The organism is Pantoea folii (genome assembly GCF_056678875.1).
Map to the genome: position 1 here is coordinate 298,278 of NZ_JBWXON010000001.1, position 16,682 is coordinate 314,959.

Sequence of the window (16,682 nt, forward strand, 5' to 3'; positions counted from 1 at the left end):
GAACGAAACAGGGTTAAGGAGCGTTATGAGCATTATCAATCCCGCCGGTTTGAAGGCGCGCAGCTATTACAATCACGTCAAAATTCGTCCCGGAACGCCGGTTTTCCCGACCGGGCAAGTCGCGTGGGATGAAGAAGGAAACGTGGTCGGCATTGGAGATATGCAGTAGCAGGTCGAGCAAGTGTATGCCAATATCGATCGTTTGCTGGAGGGGCTGGGTGCACAGCGTGACTGGATTGTGCGCACCACTACTTATGTCACCGACCTGGCGCTGGTGCCGCATATTCATCCGGTACGCCAGCGCTTCTTTGAAGGACTTGAGTTACCTGCCAGCACGCTGTTTCAGATCTCTGCGCTCGCCGAACCGGAATTGCTGCTGGAAATTGATGTGGTGATTATGTTGCCCTGAACATAACGGGAGGCACTTGCCCTCCCGTTCTTTAAGTTACAGCGCAGAGAGTTGATGGAACCCACGGTCGTAATACAACAGCGGTTGCCCATCATTATTGGGGTGCGCCACGTGTGTCACCTCGCCTAGAAATATTGCGTGCGTTTGCCAGTCAACGGTATTAACTAATTTGCAGCTAAAGGCCACCAGCGCATCCGCCGCCACTGGCGAACCTTCAGCGCCGCAGGCGGTGGCGCAACGATATCATTGATTACCTGCTGTCACTGCTGAAGCCAGAGTGGAATCCGCCAGATCCCCTGCTGACCATGGGCGTGAACTTCACGCTGCGCCGCGGGATGCATAATGCGGGGTTAGAGGCGTAATACATCAATTATACAGGCGACCTCTGCGCCGCCTGTTTGAATGAATTAATCCCAGCCGGCACATTGCTATCATTTAAAACGATGATCCTGTCTGCCGTCGCAACGGTGCTTTCTCGGGGCGAAATAATGACGCGAGTGATGGCGTCAAGTATAAAAACTCCACTAACTCTCTGGCTTCGCAGGAATGGCATATAAAACAGACTATCCGGGGCTGCGGGCATTTAGTGATGATGCCTGCCATAAAAGATGGTAGTTCCCTTTCCAAAGTCAGTTTCTGATGATAAATCAGCAAGATGTTTAAAAAGGGGCGAGTTAAAGGTGCAGCGGATTACACCCATGTTGTTAACAGTGGCCTGGTTGATGCCGCTATTAAGGACCTTTCAGCGATAGCAATAATAGATAAATGTGAACTGAATCGATTAATCTAACACATTAAAATCAACTCTCAATTATTTGACGAGCAGAAGCCTCCCCAATGCAAATTCATGATGTTCTTACCCTTACCATCGCCTCGGTCTGCGCACTTTTTATGACCAATGGCATTGCGGCTTTTCGCACCATCCTTAACTCCACTGATGACGAACAACGCGAAAAAATCCAAGTAGGTCAATTTGAGATGACCATGCGCCGCTATATGACAGGTGAAGGTGTGGGATATATTCTCACATCTACTTTAAGCATCATGGGATGGGTAATGTACATTGCGGGTTAAACAGCGTTTTTAATCAGTACCCTAAAGCAGCTGAGGACTTGAATTTCTAGACCGAACATGCCGGTCATGTCTCATGCCTGTGGAGATACAGGACAGTGGTTCTACCATGAAAGCGGTATCAGCACCCTAAGACGACTTTACTTTAATGCAGCATCGCTCCACAAACGACCTGTCCTTCCTGATTATCAGGATAAAGAGCCGCGCGTAGGACGAAATCGTTACCATGCCGTTTAGCGCATTGGCGCAATCCTGCAAAACCTATGACGAATACGGCGAGCGCATTGCCAGCGCGAACAGTGGCAACATTGAGCTCGTGGCAATTGTCTTGATTGGCCCTTAAAAAAAAATCACCAGCCTTACAGGTAATTTTAAGCTTTATCGCTAAATATCCTGACCTGCGGCAAACCATGCGGGTGGTTGCCCCACATAACGGGTGAAGGCCACACTAAACGCGCTGGCGGAACGATAGCCGACGCGTTCTGCGACATCCGCTACCGCCATATTTTTGCCACGCAGTAAATTTTTGGCCAAAGCCATGCGCCAGGTGAGCAGATAAACCATCGGTGCTACGCCCACTGCTGCGCGGAAACGCACAAAGAATGCCGAACGGGATAGCGCGGAAACTTTGGCTAATTGCGCCACAGTCCACGGATGCGCCGGGTTGGCGTGCATGTCGCGGATGGCCGCCGCCAGACGTTCGTCGGCTAAACCACTCATCACGCCAGGGTAAGCATGACAGATTGGCATCGAACGCAGCGCCTCAATCAGCAGCAGTTCCAGCAGGCGTTCCAGTACCACATGGCGTGCAGGACGCTGCGCACGACACTCATCCATCACCAGTTGTACCAGTGTGGTCAGCCGTGACTCCCCGCGAATATGAATAAATTGGGGTAACAGCGAGACGATCAATCCCGCGTCAGGCGCACCAAACTGGCAATAGCCAATCAGCGTTTGCACTTCAGCAGGCTGCTGCTGATCGCCAATCCAGAATTCACCGGGGCTAAGCATTTCCGGCAATGTTTCGGGCGCATCGTCATCGGGTGGTTCGGCACTGCTCATGCAGAACTCCCACGCCGCTGGGATCAGGACAAAATCACCCTGCTCAAGTGAGATGGGTTCATGCCCTTTCATCTTCAATTGACTGCGCCCAGCCAGTACCAGGCAGTAAAACGGCTGTCCGGTTTCACTGCGATTGACGCGCCAGCGGCCATTGGCGCGTGCACGTTTGGAAAAGGCCGCCTGAGGTTGCAGCAGTGACACTATCTCAGCAAGGGGATCGATCATTATGGACTCCTGCGAATGAAATATGGACTTTGCATTGTAGTGAGTCCATCTCACTGACTCTATAGTGAGCATCTACCCAATGCAATGCAGGAGTGAAGAATGAAAACGATCCTCATCACCGGCTGTTCTTCTGGCTTCGGACACGCCACAGCGATCTATTTCCTGGAACGCGGCTGGAAGGTGATTGCCACTATGCGTCATCCTCGCCCGGAGTTGTTCCCGGCTTCGGAAAATTTGCGCCTGTTGCCGTTGGATGTCAGCAACGCTGAAAGCATCAGTCAGGCAATCGCTGACGCAGGCGAGATCGACGTGCTGGTGAACAACGCCGGAATAGGCGTGCTGACCTCACTGGAAGGCACGTCGATGTCCACGGTACGCGAAGTGTTTGAGACTAACACGCTGGGCACTATCGCCATGACGCAGGCGGTGCTGCCTCAGTTCCGCGCCAAACGCGGCGGTACGGTGATCAACGTGACGTCCACCGTGACGCTGAAATCCCTGCCGTTGCTGGCGGTGTATACCGGCAGTAAAGCCGCCGTCAATGCGTTTACCGAATCACTGGCGCTGGAGTTGCAGCCGTTTAATGTTAATGTGCGGCTGGTGTTGCCAGGCATGGCGCCCACCACCGATTTCGGCAAGAACGCCATGCCGCGCATGGAGCAAACCTTCCTCGACGCCTACCAACCGATGCTGGATGGGATTATGGCGGGCATGCACCAACCGCAGCCCACCACCAAAGCCGAAGATGTCGCCGCCGCGATATGGCAAGCGGCAACCGATCCCAACGCACCAATGCGCATTCCTGCCGGGGAAGATGCGGTGGCTTTGGCCAACCAGACAACCTAAGCATAAGAACCAGGCGAATAGCCTGGTTCCTTTCGAGGTTAACGGTTATGTTGTTTGACTCCTCTGTTAGCCTAGAAGAATAATGGATGCAGATACACTGTCTGGCCCAAATGTCACATTTCTATGATGAGATTGCTGACATGCTACACCGCGAATGGTCCGAGCTACCTAACTGGCATGACCTCGATGTGATCCGCCAACGGCTGCAATCACGCAATGCCGCTGATGCCCAAACGATGACGCTGTTTGCCACCACGCACGAGGGCGAATTGATGGCCACCGCCAGCATCATCCATTACGAATTGAGTGACATCCCCGAGCGTGAATTTTGGCTGGGTGAAGTGATCACCGCTCGCGAACATCGCGGCAAAGGGTTGGCCAGTGCATTAGTGACCCGCCTGATTGCCGAAGCGCGAGCAAAATCGATCCCTGCACTTTGGCTGTATACACCTGACCAACAGGCCATGTATCGCCGCTTTGGCTGGCAGGACGTGGAACAGCAAAATATCGCCGATGAGGACGTCACGGTGATGGTGTTAAAACTGGATTAAGGAGCAATCGATGTTGATACGCAAAAATTACCCGGAACTGGGCGAAGTGAAAGCGCCCTATGTGCACGCGGTGAAGCATGGCAACACCTTATATGTTTCAGGTTTAACAGCCTTTGCCACACCCGCGCAGCAAGGCGATATTGCCTCACAGGCTGAGGCTATCTTTCAGCAGCTGCACCTGATTGCGGCTTCCGAAAATACCTCGCTGAGCCATCTGATTAAAGTGACCATTTTCATCACCTCCTTTGCCCAGATTAATGATCTTCGGGCCGTACTCTTTAAACATTATGGCGGGCATCTACCCGCCAGTTCGCTGGTGCAAATTAGCCAGCTGTTCTCACCGGATCTGAAGGTTGAGATTGAGGCGATTATCGCGCTGTAACCTGTGCGAGATGTTGCAACGCGGCTAAGCCATCGCGAACAATCCATGTGCGCAGCGGCGCGAACAGCGGCTGCGGCAAGGCTTCAGGTGCAAACCACTGCCAGCCTTCGCACTTTTCCGGCTCCATCAACTGCGGTTCCCCCTGCGGGTGATGTGCCACCAGCAGCAAGGTGATGTAGTGCTTGTTGGCCTCAGGGAACACATCACTGGTGAATGCGCCGTTTTGCAATTCGGTCAGGGTTAATCCGGTTTCTTCAAACACTTCACGTCGTGCGCACTCATCCGGAGATTCACCAAACTCCAGATGCCCGCCCGGTGCTGACCAATTCCCTGCACCGTGGCTGCCCTTGCGGCGGCCCAGCAGCAGTTTTCCTTCACGGAAAATCAAAACGCCTACACCCACTTGTGGTGACATAAAAGCTCCTGATTGTGTTAATCGCTCGCAATGGTATGCGCTGCCTTGTACCTTCTGCAAGCAGACAAGCCCGGTTATCGCTGGGGTTTAAAACACAATGCCATCACCATTAAAACCACCATCCCGACGTTCATAATGGCCCATGCGCTATCCAGTGAGTCGGCACGATCGCGGACAATGCCGGCCATCAAGGGCATTAGCGCGGCCAGCAAATAGCCGCCGCCTTGCACAAAGGATAACATTCCCGCCGCCTCTTCAGGGGAATGCGCATGGTCGAGCGTCACGATCAGTGATAGCGGAAACAGTGCACCAATCCCCAATCCGAGCAGCACAGTGGGCAACCAGGCCAGCGCGCCACCCAGCCACATCAGGCTGATTAATCCCAGCAGCAGGGAGGTCAGCACCAGCAACAGCGGAAAACGGCGGTCACGGTAGCGATGGATTAAGCCCGACACGATAAAGCCCGCCACCACTTCCGTTAGCGTCAGTGCACCGAGCACATAGCCGCTGTGCTGCGGCGTCCAGCCATGCTGCATATAAAACGGCGGCAGCCAGGCTAATACCAGCGTGTAAGCCCCCGTACCAATTCCGAAGAACACCATGAGTAACCAGGTACGGCCCGTTCGCGCAGTTGTAGCACGATGAACGTGAGCAGCGGGAACGATATTGCGCAACGTGATTAACCACAGCAGTACCGCAACAATCGCGGGCACAACGGGTATGGCAAGCGCCATGCCCAACCCCTGCGCATCCGCCAATGGGGCGGCCGTCGCGGCAGCCAGCGCTGCACCCGCCATAATCCCGGTGGTAAACAGTGCCATTAGCGTGCCGGCCTGTGCAGCAAAGTGCCGTTTAATCAGCGCCGGCATCAAGGCCTGAATTAAGCCTATGCCGATACCCGCCACCAGCGCACTGGCAATCAGCATCTCAGCAGTTGGGACAGCACCGCGCACAAGGCAAGCTAACGCCAAAAGAATCAAACCGGCAGCGATCCCGCGCACCTCACCAACGCAACGCAGCAACCACGGCCCCACCAGGGCAGACAACCCCATCATCACCACCGGCAAGGTGGTGAGTAAACTGAGTTGCGTGGCGTTGAGGTGGGATTCGCGTTGCAGTAGCGGAAACAACGGTCCGATGGCGGCCATGATCGGTCTTAAATTCAGTGCGATGATGAAAACCAGTAAAGCAAACATGCCTAAAGCAGGTAAGGTACGAGTCACTTTGCATCTCCATGTGCGTCGAAAGTATCTTAACGTTAAGATACTTTGCGGCATTTCGATAGAGGGATGCGCACAAAGCAACACATTCGAGGGGAAATATGACCGACCACGTTGATTTTGTTATCGAGCAGTGGGCCAACGCCATGCCGGAGTTGGATGCCTCGTCAATGGCGATATTTGGCCGCATGTTGCGCATCATGAAGCACCTCGCCACCCGACGCGCGGAGGCACTGGCTCCTTTCCATTTTCGCGATGGGGAGTTTGATGTGCTCGCTACGTTGCGTCGTGCGGGCCCTCCCTATTGCCTTTCCCCCACGCAGTTGTACAAATCGCTGCTGATTACTTCTGGCGCAATGACTAATCGGCTCAATCGTCTTGAGGAGGTGGGATCCATTGAACGCGTGGCCGATCCCGAGGATAAACGCAGCATGCTGGTTGCCTTAACCGATGCCGGACGTGAAAAGATTGAGCAAGCCCTGCTGGTTCATACTGAGACGCAGCGTGATCAACTGGCAACGTTAAGTGCTGATCAGCAACAGCAACTGCAGTCTTTACTCAGCCAACTGATGCAGGCATCGGAAGCCCAGCGGTAAGCATTTCGTCGGGGGATGTGTCAAAATATGAATTAATTCAGTACGCTTTCCGCTATGTTAGCGCTTCTGCTACGCCTTTTGATGGAATAAATGATGAGCACCAAATACGCCCCTTCGCAGATTTTTCTCCACTGGCTGACCTTCTTGCTGGTCGTCACGGCCTATTGCACCATGGAATTTCGCGGATTAGCGACGCGCGGATCCTGGCAGGGCTTTGCCATGATCATTGGTCATTTCAGCGCAGGGAGTTGTGTGCTGGTGCTGATGCTGTCACGCGTCATTCTGCGCTTTCGTCATCGCAGCCCGGCGATAGTCCCTAAACCGCCACACTGGCAAACCGGCCTCGCGCACCTGATGCATCTGGCGATCTACCTGTTCTTTATTGTGTTGCCGATTCTCGGCATTTTGTCGCGCTTCTATATGGGCCGCACCTGGTGGATTTTTGGTATTCCGATGCCGGTGAGCGGCGATCCCGATCCTGATTTTGCTGACAGCATTGCAGACTGGCATGAAACACTCGCCCCTTACGGCTACTGGCTGATTGGTATTCATGCCGTTGCGGCACTGGCGCATCATTATTTATTCAAAGACAACACGTTACTGCGCATGATGCCGTCTCGTCGTTCACGCTAATCCTGCTTTCTGCGCCCGGTAATCGCACTGGCCGGGCGTCCAATAAACGTTGTTTTTTAAATTGTTAATTTTTTAATGATTCATTAGGATCATTCGTGTTTTTAGTATTATCTCTTCTCAAATGTCGCCATGATCTTTGATTTCTATATCTGCGAATCTTGGCAAAAACCATCCTTCTTACATCATAAGTCACTAATATGACGACTGCATGCCTAAACATAGAATACAAAATAACTCCGATTAAGAATGTCAGACCACCAAAGAACCATCTTTGTTTTTTTATAAGTTTGCTTATGTAAATCTTATCCTTTTCTTTATTAAATGAACTGCAGATAACCTCGACTGTTTTGGATGGTAGTGTGCTTCGAATTGATTTTTGATTTTCACAATCTTTTGGGGTAAAACCCCAATCCCCTTTACCAAAAAAATCATATTCTTCAGCTCCTTGTTCATTGAACCAAAACCACCCAGTATTATTTATGTTGATCAGACCCGCAGGCTTTATTGCTACAATTGCACTTCCAAATGACGAAGTGAAAACTAACAATATAATGGCAAACAAGATTGTCAGATATCGCCAGGAATACTTAGTAATTTTCAAATTATCCATATTTAGGTTATTTTTAAGCTTGCCAATGATTTTAAAATCAAGCTCATATTTCTTTATCCATTTTTCAAATGATTTCTTTTGAGAAATGGATATCGCTCGAGTATTAAAAAGGAAATTAAACTGCTCAATGCTATTTATTTCATGTATGAGGTCTTTTTTGTTCTGAAGTGCAGCGCCAAACAAAAATTTATGAAACCTATAGGCTAATGAAAAACCTGAGCCCGCCTTCCTTTTGAAAAAATAAAGCATAAAAATCAATACAATAGTGACAACCAATATAAATAATGGTTTATTTTCAAGCAAGTCAGATAAATAACTAAATATTGAATCAAAAGAGAACTTCATTTTTTATCCTTAATATTATAACTAACAATTACAATCATAAGTCAATTAACGTTCATGAGAAATTTGAAAACAATCTGATGCATCACGCTCATTGTTTCTTTCTATTACGTTGTAATCATATCAACCCATAAATTCAATACCCTACTTCAGTCCTTTCAAAACCAGCCGAGCATGGTTTATCAATAGACATTGTCGTTTTATAGCTTGCATTACCATTCTCTTCTGCGCCCGGTAATCGCACTGGCCGGGCGTCCAAAATAGCGTTGAAACGCAACGCTGAAATTGCGCGGATGTTGATATCCCACTTGCCATGCCGCCTGAGCCACCTGAAATCCCTCCTCCAGCAAGCGATACGCGTGCTCCATGCGCATCTGTAACAGCATCGCGCCCGGCGTGCAGCGAAAATGCTGCTGAAACCCTGTTTTCAACTGGTGGTCACTTAACCCTGCCGCCAGCGCCAGCGCACTCAGCGAGAAAGCATCAGCCAGATGATTGCGCATCCAGTCGCGTGCCTGTTCCAGCCGTTCAACCCTCTGTGGATGCAGTTTGTGTTGAGTATTCGTGGGTTGGAGCTGATGACGATGCAACGCCAACAGGCTGAGCGCCTGAATTTCCAGTAACAACGGATCCTCATGCACCTGACTGAGTTGCGCCGCGGTGGCGTGGCCGAAACGGCTAAAAAGATGGCGCTTAAGCTGAGGCTGTAACAATCCTTCTGCAGCCTGTTCACCAAAATAATGGCGCACATTCGCCGCACTGAGAATCAGGCGCACCTGCTGCACCCGCTCACCCGCGCGATACAATCGCTCGCCCTGGCTGGCCTGAAAACTGGTCACGGTAAGATGCCCGGCACTGAAAGCGATCTCACGTCCGTTGCTTTCCCGAAAACGGGATTCTCCCTGCAGACCAAAAGTCAGCACCAGCTGTGGCTGCTCGTTAGACGGTTTTGAAGACTCACAGAGTGCCTGCACTGGCCAGTAATCCGATTGCACCATGCGCATCTCTCACGACAGTTGATGCTGGCGCACACGCATTTCACCAGGTTTTTGCATCCTTTCTCCTCACGCAGAGTTAAATCACCGTCTCGCAGACAAATGAGAATAAATTGCATTTACGCCAAAGACTAGTCTGATGTTGACGTTACCTGTTCAGGAGATTGCCATGCGTTCACCACTTCCTACCCTCGATCATCTGCTGGCTCAGCACGCCCTCAACGGCGCTGTGGCGTTTGCATTTGAACATCGCTTGTTTGATTTCATGGCGCTACCCGCCACCGCTGCGCAAGTCGCTCAACATTATGACTGGCAGCCGCATCAGACCTATCATCTGTTACGCCTGTTATGGAGCACCGAACTGCTCACGCATGAAGCTGACTGCTTTGTGCTGGCACCCAATGTCCATGCTTATCTGTGTCACGACAGTCGCTGCTATATCGGTGACGCCTGGCGCTATCGTCATCAGGTGTTACAGCAGTTCGCTCAGCGTTTGCCCCAACTGCTGACGCAGGCGGGACCCGGCTGGCAGGATCCTTTGCAAATCGATACCGCGTGGGCGGATGCCGCCTTGCATCAAATCGCCCAGGAGCAGCGTGCGCTGAGCGCGGACACCGCATGCGCAATCGCTGATACCCTGGCTGATTTTCAATGTCCGGCGCTATTGCTGGATATGGGCGGCGGTCCAGGGTTGATCAGCATTGCGTTAGCGCAACGCTTTCCGCAGCTTTCGGTGATCGTGCTCGACCTGCCTCAAACCGCCACCGTTGCACAGCGCAATTTCGAAAAAGCCGGCCTGAGCGATCGCTGTTGCGCGCTGGCGAAATTGCCTGAAGGGCGTCAGGTGGACATTATCTGGAGTTCATCATTTCTTTACTTTATGGCGGACAGACAGGCGATGCTGCGCGAGTGGTTCACATGCTTAAAGCCAGGCGGATTGCTGCTCAGCGCCCATGCAGAAGTCCCTGAGCAGCCAGAGGAAGCACGGCAGGTACTGCCATTTTTTACCCCGTTAATGATGCGAGGTTACAACGTCACGAATGAGGGTGTGTTGTGCGAGGAATTGCGGCAGGCAGGATTTGATATTGAGCGCGTCCAACGGATGCAGCCGTTCCCGATGTCACCGCTCAATGTCATCCTGGCGCGAAAACCTAAAACGTTAAGCTAAAGCTCTCATCCAGCAGTGCAATGATCTCGCTATCCGGCAAGCCATTTTCCAGCGTCAGGCTGATCCAGTGCTCTTTGTTCATGTGATAAGCCGGATAGACGCCGTGCTGCTGGCGCAGTGAACCGGTGAGTTCGGGACGGGTTTTGATATTCATCACCTGAACCACCGGGCCTGCGTCCAATCCGAGTTTGTGGCTCTCCAGCGGGAACACCAGCGCAAACCATTTACGGTGGCGCGGATGCCGCAGAACCGCGTATTCACTGTGTTTTTTCCACGGATAGTCGGGTTCAATTTGGTAGGTTCGGCTGATGTGTTCGAACAGTTGCTGGCGATTCATGAGGGTTCCCGATGTGTGGAAGTCATTGTCGGCCATGAGCAAATAGCACAAGGCCGCGCCTTACGTTATAAGGCGCGGCCCGTTGTGACAAGGTCTTCAACGCAGACGGCTGGCTCAACTCAACTGAAAACGCCCTACCGTTTGCGCCAGTTGTGCAGCCTGGTCTTCCAGCGAACTGGCCGCCGCCGACATCTGTTGCACCAGCGCGGCGTTCTGCTGGGTGGTGCCGTCCATTTCATTCACCGCGATGGTGACCTGGCTGATACCGCGCGCCTGCTCATCGGATGCCACCACGATCTCACCGATGATAGTCCGCACTGAATTCACTGCCTGGGTCATCTCCTGCATGGTCTTACCGGCGTCCTGCACCAGCTGAACACCGCTGCCGACACGCTGGCTCGACTCCTCAATCAGCGCCGCAATCTCTTTCACGGCGTTAGCACTGCGCTGCGCCAGATTACGCACTTCAGAAGCCACCACCGCGAAACCACGCCCCTGCTCGCCGGCACGCGCCGCTTCCACCGCCGCATTCAATGCAAGGATGTTAGTCTGGAAAGCGATGCTGTTGATGATGGCAGTGATATCGCCAATCTTCTTCGCACTGTCATCGATCTGCGCCATGGTCTGTACCACCTCACCCACCAGCGATTCACCCCGGCTGGCGATCTGCGTGGCGTTTTCCGTCAACGCCGTGGCCTGATGCGCATTAGTGGCGTTGTGTTTCACTGTGGCGGTGATTTGCTCCATACTGGCGGCGGTTTGTTCCAGGGCTGCCGCCTGTTCTTCCGTGCGCGAGGCCAGATTAAGGTTGCCGCTGGCAATTTCGCCTGCGCCCTGACGAACGGAGGAACTGGCGTCCTGAATTTGCCCAACAATCTCACGCAGCTGGTTTTGCATAGTATGCAGCGCATAGAACAGGCTGCTGTTATCGCGCCCTTTCAGTGTGATGACGTTATCCAGCTTGCCGTCCGCCACCGCCAACGCAATGGTCGCGGCTTCCAGCGGCTCGCCACCGATCGGTTTCAATACTTTGCGGCTGAATAACAGCCCCAGCAGGGCGCAGACCACCAGAATGCTAATGATCATCAGGATCACGGCGTTGACCAGTTGGCGATGCGCTGCAGCCATCACTTTGCTCACCGGCGCGACCACGCCGAGATACCATTTCTGATCGCTGTTGCCGATCACGATGGGCTGCCAGGTGACCATGCCATCTTCACCCAATAACGCGTCATGTTGCTCTACCACTGACGTGCTGTAGTTGTGTGTGTCGCCCTTCCACGGCTTACTGGTCTGGTTTTTGTCCGGATAGGACACCACATTGCCCGCGCTGGACAGCAGCATGGCGTAACCCGTGCCATCCCATGGTCTGATTTTGTTGACCTTTTCTTGCAATGACGCGAGGGAAATGTCGGATGTGACGACACCCCAAAGTTTCCCCTGACTGACAATCGGGGCAGCTACGGATGTCAGCAATGTGGGAATACCGTTGTAAGCATAGGTATAAGGTTCAATCAGCGTGTCTTTCTGGCTCTTCTGCGGCAGCAGATAGTAGTCTCCCTGACCAGGGGTAAAGATTGAGGTCAGCGGATGAATGTTAAAAGTACCGCTCTGATCGCGATCGACAAAGTAGGCATAACGCCCCTTCGGTGCTGCATTCGGTTGGGTAGCGAACTCTGCGTCACGTCCATCGAAGGCGTTCTCTTCAAAGGTCACCGAAATCGACAAGTAGTCTGGGTTATCACGCAACGCAGACTCCATCACTTTGTCAGCCACCTTTCGATCCATAATCCCTGCCGCAGGCAGCGCGATCAGGCTGTGTCCAAGGTTATGGGCGACATCTCGTGCATAACTCAGCTCATGCTGGATTTGCAGCGCCTGCGTTTCTGCAATTTTCTTGAGATAGTTTTCAGCCAGTGACTTTTGTTCATTACTGGACTGCCAGCTCAACACGCCGATGGTGACGGCAAAACCAAGGGTGATGGTTAAGGCGCCCGTCAGCAGCATCTGCGTGCGGGTGCTCATTGTTTTCTTAGGTGGTGCGTGTTTGGCCATTATGGCGCTCCTGGGTTGACACTTATTCAGTTAGAAATGAACCACTCCCTGTGCACGTACATCCTGCTTAAAAGACTATCGGCGTCCGGTGCAGTAACTTGATGGGGGCGCAGGTCGGAGGAGCGCGTAATGAAATGGGGTTCTGCAGAGTGTTTTGTTACGCGGGCGCCGCTCAGGCCGCCCGCCGGTGCTTTAGGGTGCACCTTAATGTCATCAATATCTTCGCAACGAAATACGTCGTTATTTAAAACTCTCGCTTGCTGCTTTTGCGATGGCGATCTCATTCGGGTTAGCAGAACCGCTGACGCCCACCGCACCAATGGTGTTGTTCTGCCACACCACCGGTGAGCCGCCGCCGAGCGGAATGACGCCCGGTAAGGTCGCGATAGCCGGTTCTTTACCGTTGGCGCGATCCATATATTTGTCTGTTGGCGTGCGATACAACGCAGCCGCACGGCCTTTCAGAATGGAAGAATCGATACAGCCGACCGGTGCATTGTCCATACGGTTAAATGCCAGCAGCTGGCCTGACTGATCCAACACGGCAATACAGACGTTGGCGTTCAGCGCGTGCGCTTTTTCCTGCGCGGCCGCGATCAGCTTCTGCGCATCGCCCTGGGAAAGAATGGTTTGCGTCAGGGTGGCATGCGCGGCAGCAGAACCGAACAGCGCGGCGCTCAACAGCGCAAGGGATAAAGCCTTTTTCATTGAAGTTACTCCTTAAAGGGTCATACCGTTTTGAATGCGGGCGACGTCAACGCCGCCCGTAAAAGTTATTTCCGGCGGCGCAGGAAAAGGATCAATGCCATCACGATCACCAGCAGCGCAACGACGCCACCGATGATGCTTAACGCATGCGCGTATCGCACCAGCCAGCTGCCGCTTTCGCCTTTCAGCGTTTGCTCAACGTCAGCTGGCGTAATCGCATGCTGCGGGTTGCCGAAGTTGGTAGAGACGTAGTCCGCCACTTTGGCCAGTTCGGCCTGACTAAACTGCGTACGAAATTCCGGCATAAAGGCGTGATCGTTACCAGTCTGGCGATCGACCCCTTCCGCAATCGTCATGATCAGGTTGGCGGGATCGTCTGACAGCACCGCTGAAGATCCCACCAGCGAGGGATAGAAACGCTGAGCATCGTGGGTTCCGCGCCCGTCACTGGCGTGGCAGGTGGCACAGGCGCCGTTGTACAGCTGCGCCCCGCTCATCGCATCGCCGGAGACATAATCGGCGATCTCATCTTTCATGCCGGTTTCAATGGCCGACAGCGGTGTAGGCTGTGGCGCTACCGAAGGCGCTTTACGATCCGCGCCGCCAATCGCAGGCACCTGCTTCAGGTAGTGCGCCATTGCCTCCAGATCGCTCTGCTGCATTTTGGAGAACGAGTTCTGCACCGCGGTGCCCATCTCACCCGCGGCAATTGCTTTACCGTGCAGCGCACCAGTGCGCAGGTAAGTGACAATCTCCGCTTCGCTCCAGTCACCGATACCTGCCTGTGCATCTGGCGTGATATTCGGTGCTGTCCAGCTGCCAACCTTACCGCCCGACAGGAAACGATCGCCCTGTTCCGCCATCATGCCGTTACGTGGGGTATGGCAGGTGGAACAGTGCGCCAGCGTACGGACCAAATATTCGCCCCGTTCTGCACTGCCTGATGCCGCATTGCTGCCCGGCACGGCCTTGCTATCCAGGAACAGCAGATTCCACATCGCCATCACCGGACGGAAGGAGAACGGGAATGGCAGATCGGTTTCGGGGGCCGGATGATTATCGGCTGGCACGCCCAGCATCAGATAGGAGTAAAGCGCGTGGATATCCTCATCTGACAGCCCGGCAAATGAGGTATAAGGCATCGCCGGATAGAGGTAATGATTGCCCGGTGCTTTGCCTTTGCGCATCACCGCAGTGAAATCCGCCAGGCTATAGTTGCCAATCCCAGCGGTTTTCGACGGCGTAATGTTGGAACCGTAAATCATTCCCATCGGTGACTGAATCGCGTAACCGCCCGAGAAAGGTTTGCCGCTGTGCGGATCGCGATGACAGGCCGAGCAGTCACCGGCGGTGGCCAGATATTCCCCTCGTTTGACCAGATCCGGCGAGGCGTCCTGCGCCTGCACAGCGCCGGCCAGCAACAGGCTTGCCGCAGCCAGATGTCTGATATGTTTGCGCATGATCAGATCTCCCTCGCGATGGTATCGGCCATACGCAGCGCCAACGCGATGCCCGTCAACGTAGGGTTTACCGTGGCAGAGGTGGGCATCACGCCGGTGGTGGCGAGGAACAGATTGGGATGATCCCAGCTACGACAGTGCGCATCGACCACTGAATCACGTGGGTTATCACCCATGATAGTGGTGCCCATGATGTGATACTGATTGCGCCAGCCGGTCGGTGCTTCAATCACTTCACCGTTAAAGGCCTGCAGGAAGTTAGCGAAATCCTTGTACGCCTGCGGGCGCATACCGCGCACGTAATCATCAAGATGGTAATTGACGTTGAGCATCGGCAGGCCAATCGAATCTTTGCGATCGTAATTTGGCGTCACGCGGTTGGTGGGACTCGGCAGCGTTTCGCTCATGGTACTGATATTCATGATGCGCGAAGCGCGGTCACGAATCGCATCATCCAGCGCTTGCCCCATCATGCCCTGTTTCAGCAACGGCACAGTGACATCGACGTTGGGCACCAGGTTACGCAGCGAATAGCGGATCGCCGAGTGCTGTGCACGTGTGGCTTCATCACGACGATTGGCGATGGTGCCGTGCTGCACCGAACCACGCCCGGTCCACAGCGGTTCGTCTGCAAGGAACGTCAGGCTCAAACCGGTGTGATCCATCAGGTTACGACCGACCTGATCGGAGCTATTGGCCACGTCATTCATCAGCAGCAGCTTCGGCGTTTCCAGCCCGTGTGCGGCGATGATGAAAGTTTTCGCGGTGAGGCGCGTGTCTTTGCCATCAGGCTGGCGATAATGCAGCGCGACGATCTTGTTACCTGCGCCTTTCTCCAGCTTCCAGGCCACACATTCGGTGCGCAACTGCACACCCAGCGCCACCGCTTTATCGACGTGCATATCGCCGGAGTACATCGCGCCAATCGGGCAGATCGGTTCGCAGTTGTTGTTACCCGCGCAAGCCGGACGGCCATCATAGGGACGTGACACGCGGGCGTGCGGCTCATGGATCACCTGATAACCCATCGGGCCCAGCTTTGATTGCATGCGCTGCACCATATACGGCTTGGCTTCCGGCGGCAGCGGATATTCCGCTGAACGTGGCGGATAGTGACCGCGCCCTTGCCCGCTTTGGTCCTCATTGGCGGTGCCGACGACGCCGACTTCACGCTCGGCTTTGACATACCAGGGCTCCAGCTCGCTGTATTCAAACGGCCAGTCGCGGCCAACGCCGTAGACGCTTTTCAGCTTGAAGTCGTTGGGTAACAAGCGCCAGCAGGCGGATGCCCAGTGACGCGTACTGCCACCGGCCACGCGTAAGTAGCTGGTGACGTATTCGAAATCGTCATCCCCTTTGGCATCGATATACCCTTCGGTGTAAGAGTTGGGTGCCCACGGCAGATTCGGATAAGGCGTGCACCAGTTACGTTTACTGGCACCGTTTCGGTAGTTTTCCACCACTTTCCAGCGTGGAATATAAGGCCCTGCTTCCAGCATAATCACCGACTTGCCCGCTTTCGCCAGCTGATAAGCGGCGTTGGCGCCCAGCGCACCGGAGCCGACGATCACCACGTCAGCATCAAATTCACTCATGA

The 16,682-nt window shown here is 53.7% G+C and carries 19 protein-coding genes and 2 pseudogenes; 10 read left to right on the plus strand and 11 right to left on the minus strand.

What is annotated here, in order from left to right; all coding sequences use genetic code 11:
• Positions 1 to 25 precede the first annotated feature (25 nt).
• Both AC1MDE_RS01470 and AC1MDE_RS01475 read left to right on the plus strand, forming a co-directional pair.
• Positions 26 to 169, plus strand: a complete 144-nt coding sequence (locus AC1MDE_RS01470) for a hypothetical protein (RefSeq protein ID WP_480344148.1) — start codon at positions 26 to 28, stop codon at positions 167 to 169.
• Positions 170 to 181: 12 nt separating this feature from the next.
• On the plus strand, positions 182 to 409 hold the full coding sequence (locus AC1MDE_RS01475) for a RidA family protein (RefSeq protein WP_480344149.1): 228 nt from the start codon (positions 182 to 184) through the stop codon (positions 407 to 409).
• A 36-nt stretch (positions 410 to 445) separates the two neighbouring features.
• On the opposite strand, the pseudogene AC1MDE_RS01480 reads toward AC1MDE_RS01475, so the two are convergent.
• Positions 446 to 616, minus strand: a pseudogene (locus tag AC1MDE_RS01480) (flavin reductase); the annotation flags it as partial.
• 630 nt (positions 617 to 1,246) lie between these two features.
• On the opposite strand from AC1MDE_RS01480, the gene AC1MDE_RS01485 reads away from it, so the two are divergent.
• Together AC1MDE_RS01485 and AC1MDE_RS01490 are read left to right on the plus strand one after the other, a co-directional pair.
• Positions 1,247 to 1,483: a hypothetical protein gene (locus AC1MDE_RS01485; protein ID WP_058961066.1), complete on the plus strand. Its 237-nt coding sequence runs from the start codon at positions 1,247 to 1,249 to the stop codon at positions 1,481 to 1,483.
• A 208-nt stretch (positions 1,484 to 1,691) separates the two neighbouring features.
• Positions 1,692 to 1,823: pseudogene (locus AC1MDE_RS01490) on the plus strand (DUF2000 family protein); the annotation flags it as partial.
• Positions 1,824 to 1,864: 41 nt separating this feature from the next.
• Here the strand turns inward: AC1MDE_RS01490 and AC1MDE_RS01495 are convergent.
• Positions 1,865 to 2,767: a cupin domain-containing protein gene (locus AC1MDE_RS01495; RefSeq protein ID WP_479415183.1), complete on the minus strand. Its 903-nt coding sequence runs from the start codon at positions 2,765 to 2,767 to the stop codon at positions 1,865 to 1,867.
• Positions 2,768 to 2,866: 99 nt separating this feature from the next.
• Here AC1MDE_RS01495 and AC1MDE_RS01500 point away from each other — a divergent pair, with 99 nt between their 5' ends.
• The 3 genes from AC1MDE_RS01500 to AC1MDE_RS01510 all read left to right on the plus strand — a co-directional run bounded on the left by AC1MDE_RS01500 (position 2,867) and on the right by AC1MDE_RS01510 (position 4,546).
• A complete protein-coding gene (locus AC1MDE_RS01500; RefSeq protein ID WP_480344150.1) occupies positions 2,867 to 3,613 on the plus strand; it encodes an SDR family oxidoreductase in 747 nt (248 codons plus the stop codon).
• Positions 3,614 to 3,723: 110 nt separating this feature from the next.
• The gene (locus tag AC1MDE_RS01505; protein WP_236699761.1) at positions 3,724 to 4,164 is read left to right on the plus strand and encodes a GNAT family N-acetyltransferase; all 441 of its coding nucleotides are present in this window, start codon (positions 3,724 to 3,726) and stop codon (positions 4,162 to 4,164) included.
• A gap of 10 nt (positions 4,165 to 4,174) precedes the next feature.
• Entirely contained in the window at positions 4,175 to 4,546 is a 372-nt protein-coding gene (locus AC1MDE_RS01510) for a RidA family protein (protein WP_058961070.1), read from the plus strand.
• Here AC1MDE_RS01510 and AC1MDE_RS01515 read toward each other — a convergent pair.
• Positions 4,533 to 4,961: a nucleotide triphosphate diphosphatase NUDT15 gene (locus AC1MDE_RS01515; RefSeq protein WP_058961071.1), complete on the minus strand. Its 429-nt coding sequence runs from the start codon at positions 4,959 to 4,961 to the stop codon at positions 4,533 to 4,535. The two genes, AC1MDE_RS01510 and AC1MDE_RS01515, sit on opposite strands and share 14 nt — an antisense overlap.
• Positions 4,962 to 5,035: 74 nt before the next feature.
• A complete protein-coding gene (locus AC1MDE_RS01520) occupies positions 5,036 to 6,184 on the minus strand; it encodes an MFS transporter (RefSeq protein ID WP_480344151.1) in 1,149 nt (382 codons plus the stop codon).
• Positions 6,185 to 6,282: 98 nt separating this feature from the next.
• Between AC1MDE_RS01520 and AC1MDE_RS01525 the strand changes: the two genes are divergently transcribed.
• Positions 6,283 to 6,777 (plus strand): MarR family winged helix-turn-helix transcriptional regulator, encoded by a 495-nt coding sequence (locus AC1MDE_RS01525; protein WP_058961073.1) that lies wholly within the window; start codon positions 6,283 to 6,285, stop codon positions 6,775 to 6,777.
• Between the two features lie 93 nt (positions 6,778 to 6,870).
• A complete protein-coding gene (gene cybB / locus AC1MDE_RS01530) occupies positions 6,871 to 7,410 on the plus strand; it encodes a cytochrome b561 (RefSeq protein ID WP_034829799.1) in 540 nt (179 codons plus the stop codon).
• A gap of 64 nt (positions 7,411 to 7,474) precedes the next feature.
• Here the strand turns inward: cybB and AC1MDE_RS01535 are convergent, their stop codons facing one another.
• Together AC1MDE_RS01535 and AC1MDE_RS01540 are read right to left on the minus strand one after the other, a co-directional pair.
• A complete protein-coding gene (locus AC1MDE_RS01535; protein ID WP_480344152.1) occupies positions 7,475 to 8,365 on the minus strand; it encodes a DUF6216 family protein in 891 nt (296 codons plus the stop codon).
• A 209-nt stretch (positions 8,366 to 8,574) separates the two neighbouring features.
• Entirely contained in the window at positions 8,575 to 9,360 is a 786-nt protein-coding gene (locus tag AC1MDE_RS01540; protein WP_480344153.1) for a helix-turn-helix domain-containing protein, read from the minus strand.
• A 166-nt stretch (positions 9,361 to 9,526) separates the two neighbouring features.
• Here AC1MDE_RS01540 and AC1MDE_RS01545 point away from each other — a divergent pair, with 166 nt between their 5' ends.
• Complete coding sequence (locus AC1MDE_RS01545) at positions 9,527 to 10,525, plus strand: methyltransferase domain-containing protein (RefSeq protein ID WP_480344154.1); 999 nt, start codon at positions 9,527 to 9,529, stop codon at positions 10,523 to 10,525.
• Here the strand turns inward: AC1MDE_RS01545 and AC1MDE_RS01550 are convergent.
• The 5 genes from AC1MDE_RS01550 to AC1MDE_RS01570 form a co-directional block, all read right to left on the minus strand.
• A complete protein-coding gene (locus AC1MDE_RS01550; protein ID WP_034829796.1) occupies positions 10,509 to 10,862 on the minus strand; it encodes an MmcQ/YjbR family DNA-binding protein in 354 nt (117 codons plus the stop codon). The genes AC1MDE_RS01545 and AC1MDE_RS01550 overlap by 17 nt on opposite strands.
• A gap of 114 nt (positions 10,863 to 10,976) precedes the next feature.
• On the minus strand, positions 10,977 to 12,917 hold the full coding sequence (locus tag AC1MDE_RS01555; protein ID WP_480344155.1) for a methyl-accepting chemotaxis protein: 1,941 nt from the start codon (positions 12,915 to 12,917) through the stop codon (positions 10,977 to 10,979).
• A 240-nt stretch (positions 12,918 to 13,157) separates the two neighbouring features.
• Complete coding sequence (locus tag AC1MDE_RS01560; protein ID WP_058961078.1) at positions 13,158 to 13,625, minus strand: GlcG/HbpS family heme-binding protein; 468 nt, start codon at positions 13,623 to 13,625, stop codon at positions 13,158 to 13,160.
• A gap of 65 nt (positions 13,626 to 13,690) precedes the next feature.
• Entirely contained in the window at positions 13,691 to 15,085 is a 1,395-nt protein-coding gene (locus AC1MDE_RS01565; RefSeq protein WP_058961079.1) for a cytochrome c, read from the minus strand.
• A gap of 2 nt (positions 15,086 to 15,087) precedes the next feature.
• Entirely contained in the window at positions 15,088 to 16,680 is a 1,593-nt protein-coding gene (locus tag AC1MDE_RS01570; RefSeq protein ID WP_479401669.1) for a GMC family oxidoreductase, read from the minus strand.
• Positions 16,681 to 16,682 lie beyond the last annotated feature (2 nt).